This window comes from Vibrio sp. ArtGut-C1 (assembly GCF_002105475.1).
Taxonomy (GTDB): Bacteria; Pseudomonadota; Gammaproteobacteria; order Enterobacterales; family Vibrionaceae; genus Vibrio; species Vibrio diabolicus.
In genome coordinates this window covers 33,297-51,699 of the sequence record NZ_NCTH01000009.1, presented here as the reverse complement: position 1 = coordinate 51,699, position 18,403 = coordinate 33,297, and the positions used below count along the sequence as shown (strand labels likewise).

Genomic DNA, 18,403 nt, shown 5'->3' with positions numbered 1-18,403 from the left:
TGTTTGAGAAAAGGCTCGCCTTGCCAAAGGTTGTAATTCTTACTACTGGATCACGTTAAAAGGACTATTCCTACACAACAACACTACTTAATCCGTCTTTTGGCTCAAGCACTGCTCAAAATTATTCGCCATATTGTTGAGAAAAGTAAAGTAACTGCCCGGTTTTGCTTCAATTGTGCTCCCTAATGGGTCAAGTTCACCTTTGGCAACTTTGCTACCTCGCATCACGCTCTGAACGACAGCTGGAGTAAACTGAGGTTCAGAAAATACACAAGCCACATCTCCACCACTTAGCTTTTGACGAATTTGAATTAAGGTCTTCGCTCCTGGCTTGCGTTCTGGGCTCACAGTAAAATGCCCCATTTGATTTAGTTCATAGCGATCTTCGAAATAACCGTAAGCATCATGGAATACAAAGTAACCTTTGTTTTTTACTGGTGCCAGCTTCTGCTTTATCTGTTGGTCAGTGTCTTTTAGCTCGAGTTCAAACTTTTTGAGGTTCGCTTGATATTGAGCTGCATTTTTCGGATCAAGTGATACAAGTTGATTCACAACAGCCTTGGCCACTTGTTGTGCTTGGCTTACACCTAGCCAAAAGTGCGGATCATGTGAGCCATGATCGTGCCCATCATGGTCATGGTTGTGCTCACTATCAAATTCACGCAATTCTAGATTTGGAATTTGACTAATAGTTAAAGTATTCGATCTATCCGAAACAACTTTCTCTAGAAACGGTTCGAGATCATGTCCGTACCAGATAACCAAATCAGCCGAAGCGACCTTTTTAACATCCGATGGACGCAAAGCATAGTCATGGGGTGATGTGTTAGACTGCAATAGCACGTCTGGTGAAGTTACTCCTTGAGTAAGCTCTGTTACTAACAACTGAATAGGTTTGATACTCGTCAGTACCGTTACTGCCTGTGCTGGAAGTGTTAACATTGCTGAGGCAGCAAGAATTAATGCTCTTTTCATAGTTTTACTTGGGATATGGCGTGGAAAGTGAGATAATGTTACATTATAACATTATTGATTTGCAAATGAGTTTCATTCATGTCTTCCTTAGTCCATCTTGAGCAGTTATGCGTCGAGTTCGATGGCCGCAGAGTTCTCGATAACATTAGTATGGAATTAGAAAAGGGCAAAATAACTACCCTAATTGGTCCCAATGGAGCGGGAAAATCAACGTTAGTCAAAGTTATCTTAGGTCTTCAAAAGCCGACTAGCGGCAAGTTGAACCGACAAAGAAAACTGAAAATTGGTTACGTTCCTCAAAAGTTGAAGCTCAATGACTCCCTTCCATTGAATGTAACCCGCTTTCTAAATTTAGCAGGAAAATACAGTAAGCAGGAGTGCATTGATGCATTAAGGCTTGTTGGCGCTGAACATTTACTTAATAGTAATATGCATCGCTTATCCGGTGGTGAAAACCAACGAGTGTTACTGGCTCGTGCTCTGCTTCAACGTCCTCAGCTGTTGGTATTAGATGAACCAGCTCAGGGAGTGGATATCCAAGGTCAAATCGATCTCTATGACTTAATTGAGAGCATTCGTCACCGCTTTGATTGTGGCGTATTTATGGTATCGCATGACTTACATTTAGTGATGGCGAAAACGGACGATGTTATTTGTCTGCATCACCATGTTTGCTGCTCAGGTTCACCTGCCACTATTACTCAGCACCCTTCTTACATCGCACTATTTGGCAATGCTGCGAGGGAGTCTCTCGCGTTTTATCATCACGACCATGAGCACCATCATCACGATTTATCCGGAACGCCAGTAAGCGGTGATGCAACATCATGCTCCCACCATAAACACGGACATCACCATCATGATTGAGTTTCTCCTACCTTCTATTCTTGCTGGTATTGGTATCGCGATCATTGCCGGTCCACTTGGGTCATTTGTCGTTTGGCGTAAAATGGCTTACTTCGGAGATACCCTAGCTCATGCATCGTTAATGGGCCTAGCGCTGGGCTTCTTGCTCAACGTAAATCTCTACCTTGCGCTACTCGTCTGCTGTTTAGCTCTGGCCGTTTTGCTTGTCACTCTGCAAAAGCAACAACTTGTGGCTACAGACACGTTGTTAGGTATCTTGGCACACAGTGCACTCTCTATCGGTTTAGTATCGGTTAGCTTTTTGGAAAACGTGCGCGTCGATTTAATGAGCTACCTATTTGGGGACTTACTTGCCGTCTCTCCACAAGATCTGATGTTTATTTACGCAGGTGTTGTTGCGGTAAGTGCGTGTTTGTACATCTTCTGGCGCCCACTGCTTTCTAGCACTGTCAGTGAAGAACTTGCCGCTGTTGAGGGCGTGAATACAGACTTAGTTAGATTGGTGTTAATGCTAATGGTGGGTGTAGTAATCGCAGTAGGTATGAAGTTCGTTGGCGCGTTGATCATGACTTCACTCCTAATTATCCCAGCCGCAACAGCACGTAAAGTCTCTTCATCACCAGAGCAAATGGCATTGTTCGCATCCATTATTGGCTCAGTGGCAGTACTGATGGGGCTTAGCCTATCATGGCACTTCGATACACCGGCCGGCCCTTCTGTAGTGATCAGCGCAACATCCTTATTTATGCTGAGCCAGCTGATTAAAAGCAAAGCATAATCGCATTGAGCATTAAACGCGAAAGGCCTTGCTAACAACAAACATAAATCCACTGAAACGGAAAAAGAAAAGCCTGCGAAATCGCAGGCTTTTTAATACTTATTAAGCAGTGTGGTCGATTACCAACCCGTCACTTCACGTAGACCTTGGCCAATCTCTGCTAGAGATTTCACAGTTTTAACGCCAGCCGCTTCTAGTGCAGCGAATTTGTCTTCAGCAGTACCTTTACCACCAGAGATAATCGCACCAGCATGGCCCATACGCTTACCAGGAGGCGCAGTTACACCAGCAATGTAAGAAACCACTGGCTTCGTTACATTTTCTTTAATGTATGCTGCTGCTTCTTCTTCTGCAGTACCACCGATCTCACCGATCATAACGATCGCTTCTGTCTCAGGGTCTTCTTGGAACAGTTTTAGGATATCAATGAAGTTTGAACCCGGGATTGGGTCACCACCGATACCAACACAAGTAGACTGGCCGAAACCTTCGTCAGTGGTTTGTTTAACTGCTTCGTAAGTTAGAGTACCGCTACGAGATACAATACCTACTTTGCCTTTCTTGTGGATGTGACCAGGCATGATACCGATCTTACACTCATCAGGAGTGATAACGCCCGGACAGTTAGGACCAATCATGCGAACGCCAGTTTCTTCTAGCTTCACTTTCACGTCGATCATATCTGTAGTAGGGATACCTTCAGTAATCGTTACGATTAGCTCGATACCCGCGTCAATCGCTTCTAGGATTGCATCTTTACAGAAAGGTGCTGGTACGTAGATGACTGTCGCTGTTGCGCCAGTCGCTTCTACTGCTTCGCGTACTGTGTTGAATACAGGTAGACCTAGGTGAGTTTGGCCGCCTTTACCTGGAGACACACCACCAACCATTTGCGTACCGTATGCGATAGCTTGCTCTGAGTGGAAAGTACCTTGACCACCAGTGAAACCCTGACAGATTACTTTAGTGTCTTTGTTAATTAATACAGACATTATTTAGCCTCCGCAGCAGCAACAACTTTCTGAGCAGCGTCAGTTAGCGACTCAGCAGCAATGATATCAACATCAGAATTAGCAAGAACTTCGCGACCTAGGTCAGCGTTAGTACCTTCAAGACGAACAACAACAGGTACGCTTACACCTACCTCTTTAACCGCACCGATAATACCTTCTGCGATCATGTCACAACGTACAATACCACCGAAGATGTTAACAAGTACCGCTTTCACATTGTCATCAGATAGGATGATCTTGAATGCTTCAGCAACACGCTCTTTCGTCGCGCCGCCACCTACATCTAAGAAGTTAGCTGGTTTGCCGCCGTGTAGGTTTACGATATCCATCGTACCCATTGCTAGGCCTGCACCGTTAACCATACAGCCAACGTTACCGTCTAGTGCTACGTAGTTCAGCTCCCACTGAGCTGCGTGTGCTTCACGCTCATCTTCTTGTGAAGGATCGTGCATTTCACGAAGCTTAGGCTGACGATACAGTGCGTTTGAGTCGATGTTGATCTTACCGTCAAGACATAGCAAGTTGCCTTCGCCAGTAATCACAAGTGGGTTGATCTCTAGCAGAGCAAGATCGTACTGAGAGAACATAGTGCCAAGACCCATAAAGATCTTAACGAATTGTTTTATTTGGTCGCCTTCAAGACCAAGTTTGAACGCTAGCTCACGACCTTGGTAAGCTTGTGGACCTACTAGTGGGTCAATTGCTGCTTTGTGGATGAGTTCCGGCGTTTCTTCCGCAACTTTTTCAATTTCCACACCACCTTCGGTAGAAGCCATGAAAACGATCTTACGGCTAGCACGGTCAACTACCGCACCTAGGTATAGTTCGTTCGCAATATTTGAAGCTTCTTCAACAAGGATTTTTGTTACTGGCTGACCGTTAGCGTCAGTTTGGTAAGTTACTAGGTTTTTACCTAACCACTTCTGTGCAAACTCTTTAACGCCTTCTTTTGTATCGTGTAGCTCTACGCCACCCGCTTTACCACGGCCACCAGCGTGAACCTGACATTTAACTACTTTCTTGGCTGTACTGATACGGCCTGCGGCTTCAAAAGCTTCTTGTGGTGTATCACACGCGTAGCCTTCTGGCACAGGCAAACCGAATTCTGCAAACAGCTGTTTGGCTTGGTATTCATGCAAATTCATTTCGATATTCCGTTTGTTTTTCCCTTAAGGGATTTATTATTTCCATAACGCTGCAGTGTTGGCTGCTTGTACGTCTGTAGGGTCTTCTCAAATCAATCCCTCATCACGAGTACTCATGGTGTGGGATTCAAATGAAGGCCAGACGTTGAGCTAGTCTAGCCATTGAAATTTTTAACGTCTAGCTACCTACGATAACTAGACGTTTTAGCGATATTAAACGTCCAATAGGAGACGTGCTGGATCTTCTAGCAACTCTTTAATAGTCACTAGGAAGCCAACAGACTCGCGACCATCAATTAGGCGGTGATCGTAAGACAGCGCTAGGTACATCATCGGTAAGATTTCAACTTTGCCATCCACTGCCATCGGGCGCTCTTGGATCTTATGCATACCAAGAATCGCTGATTGAGGTGGGTTGATGATTGGTGTAGACATTAGTGAACCGAACACACCACCGTTTGTGATAGTGAAGTTACCGCCCATTAGCTCGTCTACCGTTAGCTTGCCATCACGACCTTTGATAGCCAGTTCTTTGATGCCTTTTTCAACATCAGCGAAACCAAGCTTGTCACAGTCTTTTAGGACTGGTGTAACTAGACCACGTGGCGTTGATACCGCCATGCTAATGTCGAAGTAGTTGTGGTAAACAATGTCATCGCCATCAATCGAAGCATTTACTTCTGGGTAACGCTTAAGCGCTTCTGTTACAGCTTTCACGTAGAAAGACATGAAGCCTAAACGAATACCGTGACGCTCTTCGAACTGATCTTTGTACTGTTTACGAAGGTCCATGATTGGTTTCATGTTCACTTCGTTAAACGTCGTTAGCATTGCCGTGTTGTTCTTCGCCTCTAGCAGACGGTTAGCGACTGTCTTACGCAGGCGAGTCATTGGAACACGTTTTTGGCTACGAGCCGCTGCCGGCACGTCAACCACTGCTGGTGCTTCTTCTTTTGGCGCAGCTTTAGCGTTCGCAAGATGCGCTTCAATATCTTCGCGCGTAATACGACCACCAACACCAGTGCCTTTCACTTGGCTTGCTTCTAAGCCATGCTCAGCCAATAAACGACGTACTGCTGGGCTTAGTGCATCATTGCTTTCTTCGCTAAGCGCAGCTTTATGACGTTTATCAGGAGATGCTTCCGTACCTTCTGTTTTGTCTGCGGTAGGCTCACCTGCAACTGCACCTGGCTTCAATTTAGCAATGATTTGTTTAGAAAGTACTGTCGCACCTTCTTCTTCAACGATAGCTTCCAAAACGCCTGCTTCCGGAGCTGGCACTTCTAGAACGACTTTGTCTGTCTCGATGTCAACCAAAACCTCGTCACGCTCTACTGCGTCGCCTGGTTGTTTGTGCCATGTCGCTACGGTTGCATCAGCAACTGATTCAGGTAAATCTGGAACCAGAATTTCAATTGTCATATCTGTTTCTTCCTTTAACTTCTAGTTCTTAATTCGAAGTTTTTGAGTTCACGTTCAGAGCGTCTTCAACCAACGCTTTTTGTTGTTTCAAGTGCACCGACATGTAGCCAACTGCTGGCGAAGCAGAAGCTGGGCGACCTGCGTATTTAAGATCTGCACCTGCAGGAATAGCGGCACGGAAGTTGTGTTGGCTACAGTACCAAGCACCTTGGTTCTGAGGCTCTTCCTGACACCACACGAAGTCTTCAACGTTAGTGTATTGAGCAATCGCTGCTTGTACTTCTTCCATCGGGAATGGATAAAGCTGCTCGATACGCACGATAGCGACATCGTCTTGCTCGTTGTTACGGCGCTGCTCCAGTAGGTCAAAATAAACCTTACCTGAACAGAACACGACGCGTTTTACTTTGCTTGGGTCTAAATCATCTACTTCTGGAATTGCAGATTGGAATGTACCGTCCGCTAAGTCTTCAATTGTCGAAGTACATAGAGGATGGCGCAGCAAAGATTTTGGCGACATAACAATCAGAGGTCGACGCATTGGGCGTACAACTTGACGACGAATCATGTGGTATACTTGAGCCGGTGTTGAAGGAACTACAACCTGCATATTTTGCTCAGCACACAACTGAAGGTAACGCTCTAGACGTGCAGAGGAGTGCTCAGGGCCTTGACCTTCGTAACCGTGAGGTAAAAGCATTGTGAGACCACATAAGCGTGCCCATTTCTGCTCACCTGACGAGATGAATTGGTCAATCACAACCTGCGCGCCGTTGGCAAAGTCACCAAACTGCGCTTCCCAGATAGTCAAACCACCTGGCTCTGCTGTTGCGTAACCGTATTCAAATGCCAATACCGCTTCTTCTGACAGTACTGAGTCAAACACTTGGAATGGGCCCTGATTGTCATGAATATTCGCTAATGGAATGTACGTACTTGCATCTGTTTGGTTATGAAGAACCGAGTGACGGTGGAAGAAAGTACCACGACCCGAATCCTGACCAGAAAGGCGAATACGCTTACCATCATCAACTAATGTTGCATACGCCAATGTTTCGGCCATACCCCAGTCGATTGCTTTTTCACCGGTCATCATTGCTAGGCGATCGTTGTATAGCTTATTAACACGGCTTTGTAGTTTATGGCTTTCTGGATACTGACAAAGACGATTACCCAACTCGATAAGACGCGTCTTGTCATATTTTGAATCCCACTCCATATCCCATTCATGCCCTAAGTAAGGGGACCAGTCCACAGAGTGCAACGCCATTGGACGCCATTCTTTAACCACCACTTCACCGCGGTCTAATGCGTCGCGGTACTCATTGACTAACTGAGTCGCTGTCTCGATATCTGATTCGTTTTTATCGATCAGAATATCCGCATACAATTTGCGTGGTGTAGGGTGTTTTTTGATTTTTTGGTACATCAAAGGCTGAGTCGCGTTTGGCTCATCGGCCTCGTTGTGACCGTGGCGACGGTAACACACCAAATCAATCACGACATCGCGCTTGAACTCGTTGCGGTAATCCAAAGCAATACGAGTAACAAAAGCAACCGCTTCTGGGTCATCGGCATTCACGTGGAAAATTGGCGCCTGAACCATCTTCGCGATATCTGTACAGTACATCGTTGAACGCGTGTCACGAGGGTTAGACGTCGTAAAGCCAACTTGGTTGTTAATCACGATACGCACCGTACCACCGACTTGGAAACCACGAGCCAGTGACATGTTGAACGTTTCGGCAACCACACCCTGACCAGCGATTGCAGAGTCACCGTGGATAGTGATAGGAAGCACTTTGCTACCTTGATTATCACCCAAGCGATCTTGACGTGCTCGCACCGACCCCATGACTACTGGGTTGACGATTTCTAGATGCGATGGGTTAAATGCAAGAGCTAAGTGAACATCACCACCTGGGGTAGCAAAGTCGGCAGAGAAGCCTTGGTGATATTTCACATCACCCGTACCCCAAGTTTCGTCGTGTTTACCGGCAAACTCATCGAACAGATCTTGAGGCTTCTTACCAAGCACGTTCACCAGCATGTTCAAACGACCACGGTGAGCCATACCGATAACCACTTCACGCATCCCACTAGTTCCCGCGTGACGGATCAACTCTTTCGTCATCGGAATCAGTGCGTCACCACCTTCTAGAGAGAAACGTTTTGCACCTGGGAATTTCGCCCCGAGGTAACGCTCCAAACCTTCAGCGGCTGTTAGCTCTTCTAGGAATGTGCGCTTCTCATCTTTGTTGAATGATGGCTGGCCTACGACAGACTCAAGACGTTGTTGGATCCAACGTTTTTGCTCTGTGTCAGTCATGTGCATGTATTCAGCACCGATGGAACCGCAGTAAGTTTTGTTGAGGGCTTCATAGATGTCTTTCAACTTCATGGTTTCTTGCCCAACAGCAAAAGAACCTACGTTGAAAGTTTCTTCGAAGTCATCTTCGGTAAGATTATGAAAAGCAGGGTCTAACTCCGCCACGGTTGGGCGTTGCCATAGACCTAGTGGGTCTAATTCTGCAGCTTCATGTCCGCGGAAACGGTATGCGTTGATTAGCTGTAGAACTTTTACTTGTTTTGCATCGACATCTGGGTCACTAACTTGGACATTGTAATGCTTTGTTTCTCTAGCGAGTCGACGGAAGTAGTCACGGACACGTGAATGTGGTTGTTCTGCCACTTCTTCTGACGGCTTAGGTAAGCCTTCAAAAACACGTTTCCACTCCTCACTTACCAGATCGGGATCACTTAGATACAGTTCGTAGAGGTCCTCTACATACGTTGCATTGGCGCCAGCCAAGTGTGAAGACTCGAGCCATGCCTTCATCACGCCGTTGTGCATATTTTCCCTTAACCAGTAGTTTTCACGTTTGCTTCGGTCTTTGCCGAGCTATAAGAGCCGACCAGAACTAGTCGGCAATTTTTGTATTCTTTACTCGAAATATTCTTGAAGCAGTGAAGCGGTCATATCGGGTGATCCGCAACACTGCGACATTCCTAAGAGCGAGTAAATTAAACCGAGCGATTAACCAGCATCGACTTAATATGGCCGATGGCTTTCGTCGGATTTAATCCCTTAGGACAAACACTTACACAATTCATGATGCCATGGCAACGAAAAACGCTAAATGCATCATCAAGATCAGACAAACGTTCATCTGTTGCCGTATCGCGGCTATCAATTAGCCAACGGTACGCCGCAAGAAGACCAGCTGGACCGATGAATTTGTCAGGGTTCCACCAGAATGATGGGCAAGACGTTGTACAACATGCACACATGATACATTCGTACAATCCATCTAAATGCGCACGATCATCAGGCGATTGTAGGTTCTCGCGTGATGGTGGTAATGCACCATCATCAATCAAGAATGGTTTAACTTTCGCATAGTTATCATAGAACTGCGTCATGTCAACGATAAGATCGCGCACGACAGGTAACCCTGGCAGTGGACGAATAACTATCTTATCGCCTTGTAGAGCAGATAACGGTGTGATACACGCTAGACCATTTTTACCATTCATGTTCAAACCATCAGAACCACATACCCCTTCACGGCATGAGCGACGGAACGCGATGCTTGGATCTTGCTCTTTTAGCAGAATCAATGCATCAAGCACCATCATGTCTGAGCCTTCGTCTACCTCAAGGGTATACTCTTTCATGTAAGGCTTGGTATCCACATCCGGATTGTAACGGTATAAAGAGAAGTTCAATTTCATAGTCGTATCCTCCCTTTAGTATGTACGTACTTTCGGCGGGAAAGCTTCACGATGCGTTGGCGTCATGTTCACATCACGCTTAGTCATCGCTTCTGTTTCCGGGTTGTAGATAGAGTGGCATAGCCAGTTCTCATCATCACGCTCAGGGAAATCGAAACGAGCATGTGCGCCACGGCTTTCAGTACGGTAGTTCGCCGCTACGGCTGTAGAGAATGCTGTTTCCATCAAGTTGTCTAGCTCTAGACACTCAATACGTTGCGTGTTGAATTCAGAAGACTTGTCCGCTAGATGTGCATCTTTCAGACGCTCGCGAATCACTTTTAACTCTTCTAGACCCGTTGCCATTGCATCGCCTTCACGGAATACCGAGAAGCTGTTTTGCATGCAAGCTTGTAGGTCTTTACGGATTTGAACTGGATCTTCACCGCCAGTACTATTTTCCCAACGCATGGTACGCGCTAGAGATGCTTCAATATCAGATTCAGTTGCAGGGCGTGCCTCAGCTTGCGCTGCGAGCGTTTCGCCAAGGTGCAAGCCAGTCGCGCGACCAAATACGACTAAGTCTAGTAATGAGTTGCCGCCTAGACGGTTTGCTCCGTGTACTGATACAGAAGCAATCTCACCACATGCATATAGACCTTGTACTTCCATCTCGCTGCCGTCAGCCTTTTGCTTGATTGCTTGGCCAGACACTTGAGTCGGTACACCACCCATCATGTAGTGACAGGTTGGAATCACTGGAATTGGCTCTTTCACTGGATCAACGTGCGCGAAAGTACGAGACAGCTCACAAATACCAGGCAGACGTGACTCAAGCACTTCTTTACCAAGGTGATCCAACTTCAGCTTAATGTGTGGACCCCAAGGACCATCACAACCACGGCCTTCACGAATTTCGATCATCATTGAACGTGCAACTACGTCACGACCAGCAAGGTCTTTCGCGTTAGGAGCATAGCGCTCCATGAAACGTTCGCCATCTTTATTTAGAAGGTAACCACCTTCACCACGACAACCTTCTGTTACAAGAACACCTGCACCAGCGATACCCGTTGGGTGGAACTGCCACATTTCCATGTCTTGCATAGGTACACCCGCACGCAATGCCATACCTACACCGTCACCAGTGTTGATGTGTGCGTTAGTGGTCGACGCGTAAATACGACCTGCACCACCTGTTGCTAGGATAGTTGCTTTCGATTTGAAGTAACAAATCTCGCCTGTTTCCATACAAATCGCAGTACAGCCCATTACGGCGCCGTCTTGGTTTTTCACCAAGTCTAGTGCATACCATTCCGAGAAAATGGTGGTTTTGTGTTTCACATTTTGTTGGTAAAGCGTATGCAGAAGCGCGTGACCTGTACGGTCCGCAGCTGCTGCTGTACGTGCAGCTTGCTCACCACCAAATTCTTTTGACTGACCACCGAATGGACGTTGGTAGATAGTACCGTTATCAAAACGAGAGAATGGAAGACCCATTTTTTCTAGTTCGATAACGGACTCAGGGCCATTCTTACACATGTATTCAATCGCATTTTGGTCACCGATGTAATCGGAACCTTTAACGGTATCGTACATGTGCCATTGCCAATCGTCTTTGTGCGAGTTACCCAGAGCAACGGTAATACCGCCCTGTGCAGACACAGTATGAGAACGTGTTGGAAATACTTTTGACAACAAAGCACATGATAGGCCTTGTTCTGAAATTTGTAGTGCAGCGCGCATACCTGCACCACCAGCGCCGATTACTACGGCGTCAAACTCACGAACTGGAATAGACACTTACGCACCCCACAGAATAAATAGACCAGAGAAGACATAGCCGAATAGCACGGCAATAACACCAAGTTGCAGTGCGCCACGCAGTTTCGCGCACTTAATGTAATCCGTTAATACCTGCCACAAACCGACCCATGCGTGGATCAGGATCGAGACAAGTGCCAACATGGTGAATACTTTAGTGAAGGTACCACCAAAGAATTGGGTCCAAGATGCGTAAGAGATATCTGAAAATGCACAGAAGCTAATCAGATAAATCGTGTATAGCGTCATAATGATTGCAGTTGCACGAATCAGTAGGAAATCGTGTACACCATTACGACCAAATGAAGATACGTGTTTTACCATACCAAGATCCCCGCCAATAATGATAATACTGCTGTTGCACCAAACGCGACTTTAGCGCTCATCGTGCCAGAATCTAGCTCTTCAAAGTGACCTAGATCCATCAACAAGTGACGGATACCACCTGCAATGTGGTAGGCAAGTGCAGTAAGAATTCCCCACAGGATGAATTTTACGAAGAAGCTATCGACGATGTCAGCGGCTTCCATAAAACCCATTGGGGATGACAGAGAAATGGACAGTAACCACAGTAGTATACCCACCGCAACAAACGTAATTACCCCAGACACACGGTGTAGGATGGATGCGATTGCTGTGATAGGAAAGTGGATGGTCTGTAAATCTAAATTAACAGGTCTTGACTTTCTTTCTTTCACGGGCTTGCTCACTCAGCTCCATTGAGCATTTATTGTTATAACCAATTTCAGCTTCCAAACGTACAAAAGTTAACATATATTTAACAAATATCGCGAGTAACCACCCAGATAATTGTAAACAACTTGTTAACAATCGGAGTCCAGCAACAAACCTCACTCTTTGTTTCTAGCCCCGAATTTATAAGGATTTAACTAAAATTTTCTTAGCCAATATACGGCGAGCAACATTCTAATACAATTGGTGTAACAAATTATGCTACATAGAACAGATTTTTAACGATTTTCATGAGAAAAATCATAACAAGTGCACACAAAGATGGAGAAAAATTGACTTTAAGCTTTAACAACAGTACAAAAATGGCACATAAACATCCTGGACGGATTAAATAATAAACAAAGGAGATTGTTATGGCGGATAAGAAAGCGACCCTTCATGTTGAAGGTCAAGCGCCAATCGAACTGCCAATTATGGACGGTACGCTAGGTACACCTGTAATTGACGTTCGTAAGCTGGGAGCCAATGGTTACTTTACTTTTGACCCAGGTTTTCTTGCCACTGCATCTTGTGAATCATCAATCACGTACATCGATGGCGGCAAAGGTATTCTTTTGCACCGCGGTTTCCCGATTGATCAATTAGCCAATAACGCAGATTACTTAGAAGTATGTTACATCCTTCTTTATGGTGAAGCCCCTACCCGAGAACAATACGAGCAATTCAAGACGACCGTAACGCGTCATACTATGGTCCACGAGCAAATCGCAAGCTTTTTCCATGGCTTCCGACGTGATGCTCACCCGATGGCAGTAATGTGTGGTGTAGTCGGTGCACTTGCAGCCTTCTACCACGACTCTCTTGACATCAACAACGACGAGCACCGTGAGATCGCGGCGTACCGTCTGCTATCGAAGATGCCGACACTGGCTGCAATGTGTTACAAATACTCTATCGGTCAGCCATTTATCTACCCACGCAACGATTTGAGCTACGCAGAAAACTTCCTACACATGATGTTCGCAAACCCTTGCGAAGAGTATGAAGTAAATCCTGTCGTTGCGCGTGCGATGGATAAAATCTTCACTCTACACGCGGATCACGAACAGAATGCGTCGACGTCAACTGTACGTCTAGCTGGCTCTTCTGGTGCTAACCCATTTGCATGTATTGCCGCTGGTATTGCATCACTTTGGGGACCTGCTCACGGTGGTGCAAACGAAGCGTGCTTGAGAATGCTAGAAGAGATTGGCAGCGTCGATAACATCCCTGAGTATGTAGACCGCGCGAAAGACAAAGATGACCCATTCCGCTTAATGGGCTTTGGTCACCGCGTTTATAAAAACTACGATCCACGTGCGACAGTAATGCGCGAAACGTGTCATGAAGTTCTCAAAGAGCTAAACATTCAAGACCCTCTACTAGATGTAGCAATGGAACTTGAGCGCATTGCGCTTTCTGATGAGTACTTCGTTTCTAAGAAGCTGTACCCGAACGTAGACTTCTACTCAGGTATCATTCTTAAAGCGATTGGTATTCCAGTTTCTATGTTTACGGTTATCTTCGCGATTTCTCGTACCATCGGCTGGATTGCTCACTGGAACGAAATGCACAGCGATCCACTGAACCGCATCGGTCGTCCTCGTCAGCTATACACTGGTGAAACACAGCGTGAGTTTTCTCCACTTCACGAACGTGAATGATCTTTTTAGTTAGAAGATAAACAAACAAAAGGGTTGAGATTTTGTCTCAACCCTTTTTTCTTTTCAGCGTTTCACGATATGAATAGCGAACACTAAACCGGATTATCAATATCGATAAACTCGACATGTAGGCCGTATTCATCCGCTAGCCATTTTCCTAAAGCCTGAACACCATAACGCTCAGTAGCATGATGACCTGCAGCAAAGTAATGAATGTCCATTTCTCGCGCAGTATAGGTTGTACGCTCAGAAATTTCGCCAGAGATAAACGCATCTAATCCGTGTTGTACAGCAAGCTCAATAAAATCCTGCCCTCCACCAGTGCACCAACCGACCGTCTCAATCATCTTATCGGTATTCTCTGGAGCAATATGCAGTGGTTCTCTATCAAGAACTTGATTGATCTTGCTCGCAAACTCAGCACCAGACATCGGTTTTTTCAAGCGTCCAAACATGGCTACTGATTGAGGATGTCCTTCAAGTCCACCTTCTACTTCGATTTCAAGTAAGCGAGCTAATTCGGCGTTGTTGCCTAGCTCTGGGTGAATATCCAGAGGAAGGTGATAACCATATAAGTTGATATCGTTTTTGATCAGACTACGAATTCGTTTACCTTTCATACCACGAATTGGCTCAGGTTCACCTTTCCAAAAATAGCCGTGATGAACGAGTAATGCGTCTGCATTAAGCTCAATCGCTTTATCGATTAAGGCTTGGGAGGCAGTTACGCCAGTGATAATACGCTTTACGGCTGGCGTCCCTTCTACCTGTAACCCGTTTGGTGCGTAATCTTTAATTAACTGCGGTGACAGTTTGTCATTAAGAATCTGTTCTAGCTTTAAGTTATTCATTATTACTTCCAATTTCTAGCGCATGTAAACCTAAATAACCTCTCGATGAAATCAGACCGAGAGTGTGCAACCTAGTTGATACAACAACGTTTTGACATCTGGCACCTTGATATCATTTAGGTACTTAAAGTGTATCTCGAACCCTAATATCGATGCTAGCCACCCTACCCTCAAAAGCAAATTTAGTTACAATAACAAAGCTTGTCGCCTCACCATACATATAGGGATACGGATGAACCAACTGCAACGCTTTTACCAATGGATCGCCACTTCACCTCCTCTTTTCAAGTTACGCCCTCCGTTTACAACCTTAGAGGATCTTTCGGTAACGCCTTTAAATAACGCTGAGCAATACAATGGTAATCCAAGATTGGGCTTTTTATATCAGCACTTATGCACTGCAGTTCTCTCTAGTTCAGAACGATATCAGGTTATCGCGGAAGAGGTTCAGTTAAACGACATCGAAGGTAAGACTATTGGTGCTATCGACTTGGTGTTGCGGAATACAGAATCAAATCAAATAGAACACTGGGAAGTAGCGATTAAGTTTTATCTTCTTTATAACGGCGTTTGGTATGGTCCGAATGCTCACGACCAGCTGCATACAAAACTGAATAGAATGCTTACTCATCAGTTGAAAATGAGCGATCGCCCGGAATTTCAAAAAATAATTCCGTTAAACGACGCTCCACAAGAACGTCTATTGATGCAAGGACGACTCTATATTAATCCGTTTACTCCAGAGCCAACTCCTAGCGAGTGCTTGGGTTATGAACTAAATCCAAGTCAGATTAGTGGTTACTGGTGCTACCAGAGCCAATGGGAGTTAATCGGTAAGCCACTTTATCATTTACACAAACCATGCTGGGCGATTGGTACGGACGATTTATCTCAACCCATTGAAAAGCCTTCAGACCGATTTGTACATGCACAAACGGAGGACGGTCAATTCTGGTTTGTGGTACCGGATTCCTGGCCCGGAAACAACTCAGTTCAGGAATATTAAAACGCAAAAGGGTTGATGCTTGCACATCAACCCTTTGTTTTCTAAATCGACTATTGAATGGTTTACAGGCCGGCAGCTGCAAACACTTGATTAACGATCTCTTGTGCTTCTGCTTCGATTTGTTTTAGGTGCTCTTCACCTTTGAAGCTTTCACAGTAAATCTTGTAGATGTCCTCTGTGCCTGATGGACGAGCAGCAAACCAGCCGTTGGCAGTCGTTACTTTTAGACCACCGATTGCAGCACCATTACCAGGCGCATGCGTGAGACGAGCCGTAATTGGATCACCCGCTAGTGTTTCAGCCACGACCATTTCTGGTGACAACTTCTTCAGTACGTCTTTTTGAGGGCCATTCGCTACAGCTTGAATACGGTTGTATTTCGACTCACCGTGTTTCGCCGCTAGCTCTTCATAGTAGTCTTGTGGGTTCTTACCCGTTACCGCAGTGATCTCTGCCGCTAGAAGACATAACAAGATGCCGTCTTTGTCTGTTGACCAAGGCGTACCATCTTTACGAAGAAAAGATGCCCCGGCACTTTCTTCGCCACCGAAGCCGAATTTACCAGTGTACAGACCATCAACAAACCATTTAAAGCCTACTGGTACTTCACATAGCTCACGACCTAGATCCGCAACAACACGGTCAATCAGTGCACTTGATACTAGTGTTTTACCAACAGCTACATCTTTACCCCATGCGTCACGATGGCGGTATAGGTAGTCGATACAAACGGCTAAGAAGTGGTTCGGGTTCATCAAACCTTTTGGCGTAACGATACCGTGACGGTCGTAGTCAGGATCGTTACCAAATGCTAAATCGTATTCGTCTTTCAGTGCCAATAGACCCGCCATTGCGTAAGGAGAAGAACAGTCCATACGTACAACGCCGTCTTTATCGAGAGACATGAATTGGAAAGAAGGATCAATCGCTTCACTTACTAGCGTTAGGTCTAGGTTGTATGCCTGACCAATTTGACGCCAGTAATCGATGCCGCTGCCACCCAATGGATCTACACCAATCTTCAGATTTGCTTTTTGGATTGCTTCCATATCGATAACGTTCACCAGATCATCGATATAGGGTTTAACCAAGTCCATCTCCACAAACAGATCCGATGCTTTTGCTTCTGCTAGTGGTAAGCGTTTAACACCTTGTAAACCTTCGGCAATCAGTGCGTTCGCACGATCTTCGATAGCTTGAGTCAACTCAGCTTCTGCTGGACCACCGTGAGTCGGATTGTATTTGATACCGCCGTCTTGTGGTGGATTATGAGATGGTGTAATCACAATACCGTCTGCTTTTTCATCGTGCTTGATGTTGTAAGTCAGAATTGCGTGCGAGATACCTGGTGTTGGCGTGTAGCCGTTATCCTGCTGTACGATGACTTTTACGCCATTCGCAATCAAAACTTCAATCACGCTAGAAAATGCAGGTTCAGACAAAGCATGCGTGTCTTTACCGACAAACAAAGGACCTGTGGTCCCTTGCTGGGCACGAACTTCTGCAACCGCTTGAGCAATAGCCAAAATGTGGTTTTCGTTAAATGTATGCTTATCAGCGGTACCACGGTGACCTGATGTGCCGAATTGAACCTTGTGATCGGGGTTCTTAGCATCAGGTTGAAGCAAGAAGTAATTGGCAACAAGTGCCGGAATATTATGAAGATCTTCCTGCTGCGCTTTTTGCCCAGCACGAGGGTGCATAGCCATGTTTGACATCCTTTCTTTAAATACAAATAAAATTAAAAAAGCCTCATAATATCCGCTAACTGCGACACATTATGAGGCTTCTATCAGGTTTCTTAGATTGAACCTGTTACTTTTTCTATTAAGTCAGGTTGGTACCCCATGTGTGTCATCACTTGTTCAACCATCTGTCTTTTACGACTGGTATTGTTGTTCGTGATAACCCAAAACGGTGTGCCAGGAATGGCTTTTGGCTTGGTCGTGTTGCCATTTGCCAACAAGGTTTCTTCATTATCTGCAAAGTACACGCGTTTGCGTCCCTTTACATTCGTAGCCTGCGCGAAACCTTCTGGATTTAATTTATGTAAGGTCGATAGTACTAACATAAAGCGATCAATCGCTTTTTTTAGACCGGCAAACTCATCAGAAATAAGCAGCGAACGCATTTCTTTCACTACATCAACAGATTCCGTTTTACCCGCATCTTTACTTACTACAATCCCTTGTGGCTTCTCTACTACAGGCGCGGCTTCAGCTTCCTGCAACTGACCATCAAGGTTTAAAAGGCGTCGCAAAATATCCGAGGCGCTTTCACCGATATGCTTAGTTTGGCTAGCAATGTAACGGTATAGATCCTCATCAACCTCAATTGTTTTCATTCGCTTTTCACATTCTCAATGTTTAAACTCTGGGGGATTATAACGAGATCCTCTCGGATACTCCACGT

The 18,403-nt window shown here is 45.5% G+C and carries 16 protein-coding genes; 4 read left to right on the top strand and 12 right to left on the bottom strand.

Annotated features, from left to right (window positions below; all coding sequences use genetic code 11):
• Positions 1 to 87: 87 nt before the first annotated feature.
• Positions 88 to 975 carry a zinc ABC transporter substrate-binding protein ZnuA gene (znuA, locus tag B7360_RS10095; RefSeq protein WP_085343427.1) on the bottom strand — a complete coding sequence of 296 codons (888 nt, stop codon included), beginning with the start codon at positions 973 to 975 and terminating at the stop codon, positions 88 to 90.
• A 78-nt stretch (positions 976 to 1,053) separates the two neighbouring features.
• Between znuA and znuC the strand changes: the two genes are divergently transcribed.
• Positions 1,054 to 1,842 carry a zinc ABC transporter ATP-binding protein ZnuC gene (gene znuC / locus B7360_RS10090; RefSeq protein ID WP_005382185.1) on the top strand — a complete coding sequence of 263 codons (789 nt, stop codon included), beginning with the start codon at positions 1,054 to 1,056 and terminating at the stop codon, positions 1,840 to 1,842.
• The gene (gene znuB / locus B7360_RS10085) at positions 1,835 to 2,620 is read left to right on the top strand and encodes a zinc ABC transporter permease subunit ZnuB (RefSeq protein ID WP_085343426.1); all 786 of its coding nucleotides are present in this window, start codon (positions 1,835 to 1,837) and stop codon (positions 2,618 to 2,620) included. The genes znuC and znuB overlap by 8 nt, the downstream gene beginning before the upstream one ends.
• A gap of 119 nt (positions 2,621 to 2,739) precedes the next feature.
• Here the strand turns inward: znuB and sucD are convergent, their stop codons facing one another.
• The 8 genes from sucD to sdhC form a co-directional block, all read right to left on the bottom strand.
• The gene (gene sucD / locus B7360_RS10080) at positions 2,740 to 3,612 is read right to left on the bottom strand and encodes a succinate--CoA ligase subunit alpha (RefSeq protein ID WP_005382181.1); all 873 of its coding nucleotides are present in this window, start codon (positions 3,610 to 3,612) and stop codon (positions 2,740 to 2,742) included.
• Entirely contained in the window at positions 3,612 to 4,778 is a 1,167-nt protein-coding gene (gene sucC / locus B7360_RS10075) for an ADP-forming succinate--CoA ligase subunit beta (RefSeq protein ID WP_005382179.1), read from the bottom strand. The genes sucD and sucC overlap by 1 nt, the downstream gene beginning before the upstream one ends.
• Before the next feature lie 213 nt (positions 4,779 to 4,991).
• Positions 4,992 to 6,200, bottom strand: a complete 1,209-nt coding sequence (gene odhB, locus B7360_RS10070) for a 2-oxoglutarate dehydrogenase complex dihydrolipoyllysine-residue succinyltransferase (protein WP_005393012.1) — start codon at positions 6,198 to 6,200, stop codon at positions 4,992 to 4,994.
• A gap of 28 nt (positions 6,201 to 6,228) precedes the next feature.
• Positions 6,229 to 9,054: a 2-oxoglutarate dehydrogenase E1 component gene (gene sucA / locus B7360_RS10065; protein WP_005393014.1), complete on the bottom strand. Its 2,826-nt coding sequence runs from the start codon at positions 9,052 to 9,054 to the stop codon at positions 6,229 to 6,231.
• A 170-nt stretch (positions 9,055 to 9,224) separates the two neighbouring features.
• Positions 9,225 to 9,935, bottom strand: coding sequence for a succinate dehydrogenase iron-sulfur subunit (locus tag B7360_RS10060; protein ID WP_005382174.1), 711 nt, complete (start codon positions 9,933 to 9,935; stop codon positions 9,225 to 9,227).
• A 15-nt stretch (positions 9,936 to 9,950) separates the two neighbouring features.
• On the bottom strand, positions 9,951 to 11,717 hold the full coding sequence (sdhA, locus tag B7360_RS10055; protein ID WP_005393016.1) for a succinate dehydrogenase flavoprotein subunit: 1,767 nt from the start codon (positions 11,715 to 11,717) through the stop codon (positions 9,951 to 9,953).
• Positions 11,718 to 12,062 carry a succinate dehydrogenase, hydrophobic membrane anchor protein gene (gene sdhD, locus B7360_RS10050; protein ID WP_005382169.1) on the bottom strand — a complete coding sequence of 115 codons (345 nt, stop codon included), beginning with the start codon at positions 12,060 to 12,062 and terminating at the stop codon, positions 11,718 to 11,720.
• Entirely contained in the window at positions 12,056 to 12,448 is a 393-nt protein-coding gene (gene sdhC, locus B7360_RS10045; protein ID WP_017634811.1) for a succinate dehydrogenase cytochrome b556 subunit, read from the bottom strand. Before sdhC ends, sdhD begins: the two co-directional genes overlap by 7 nt.
• Positions 12,449 to 12,844: 396 nt before the next feature.
• Between sdhC and B7360_RS10040 the strand changes: the two genes are divergently transcribed.
• Entirely contained in the window at positions 12,845 to 14,134 is a 1,290-nt protein-coding gene (locus B7360_RS10040) for a citrate synthase (protein WP_005382163.1), read from the top strand.
• Positions 14,135 to 14,226: 92 nt separating this feature from the next.
• On the opposite strand, the gene B7360_RS10035 is transcribed toward B7360_RS10040, so the two are convergent.
• Entirely contained in the window at positions 14,227 to 14,985 is a 759-nt protein-coding gene (locus B7360_RS10035; RefSeq protein WP_005393019.1) for a Nif3-like dinuclear metal center hexameric protein, read from the bottom strand.
• A 232-nt stretch (positions 14,986 to 15,217) separates the two neighbouring features.
• On the opposite strand from B7360_RS10035, the gene B7360_RS10030 reads away from it, so the two are divergent.
• A complete protein-coding gene (locus B7360_RS10030) occupies positions 15,218 to 15,991 on the top strand; it encodes a DUF1853 family protein (RefSeq protein WP_005393022.1) in 774 nt (257 codons plus the stop codon).
• Between the two features lie 62 nt (positions 15,992 to 16,053).
• Here the strand turns inward: B7360_RS10030 and pgm are convergent, their stop codons facing one another.
• Positions 16,054 to 17,700 (bottom strand): phosphoglucomutase (alpha-D-glucose-1,6-bisphosphate-dependent), encoded by a 1,647-nt coding sequence (pgm, locus tag B7360_RS10025; protein ID WP_005393024.1) that lies wholly within the window; start codon positions 17,698 to 17,700, stop codon positions 16,054 to 16,056.
• Between the two features lie 92 nt (positions 17,701 to 17,792).
• Positions 17,793 to 18,335 carry a replication initiation negative regulator SeqA gene (seqA, locus tag B7360_RS10020; protein WP_005393026.1) on the bottom strand — a complete coding sequence of 181 codons (543 nt, stop codon included), beginning with the start codon at positions 18,333 to 18,335 and terminating at the stop codon, positions 17,793 to 17,795.
• Positions 18,336 to 18,403 lie beyond the last annotated feature (68 nt).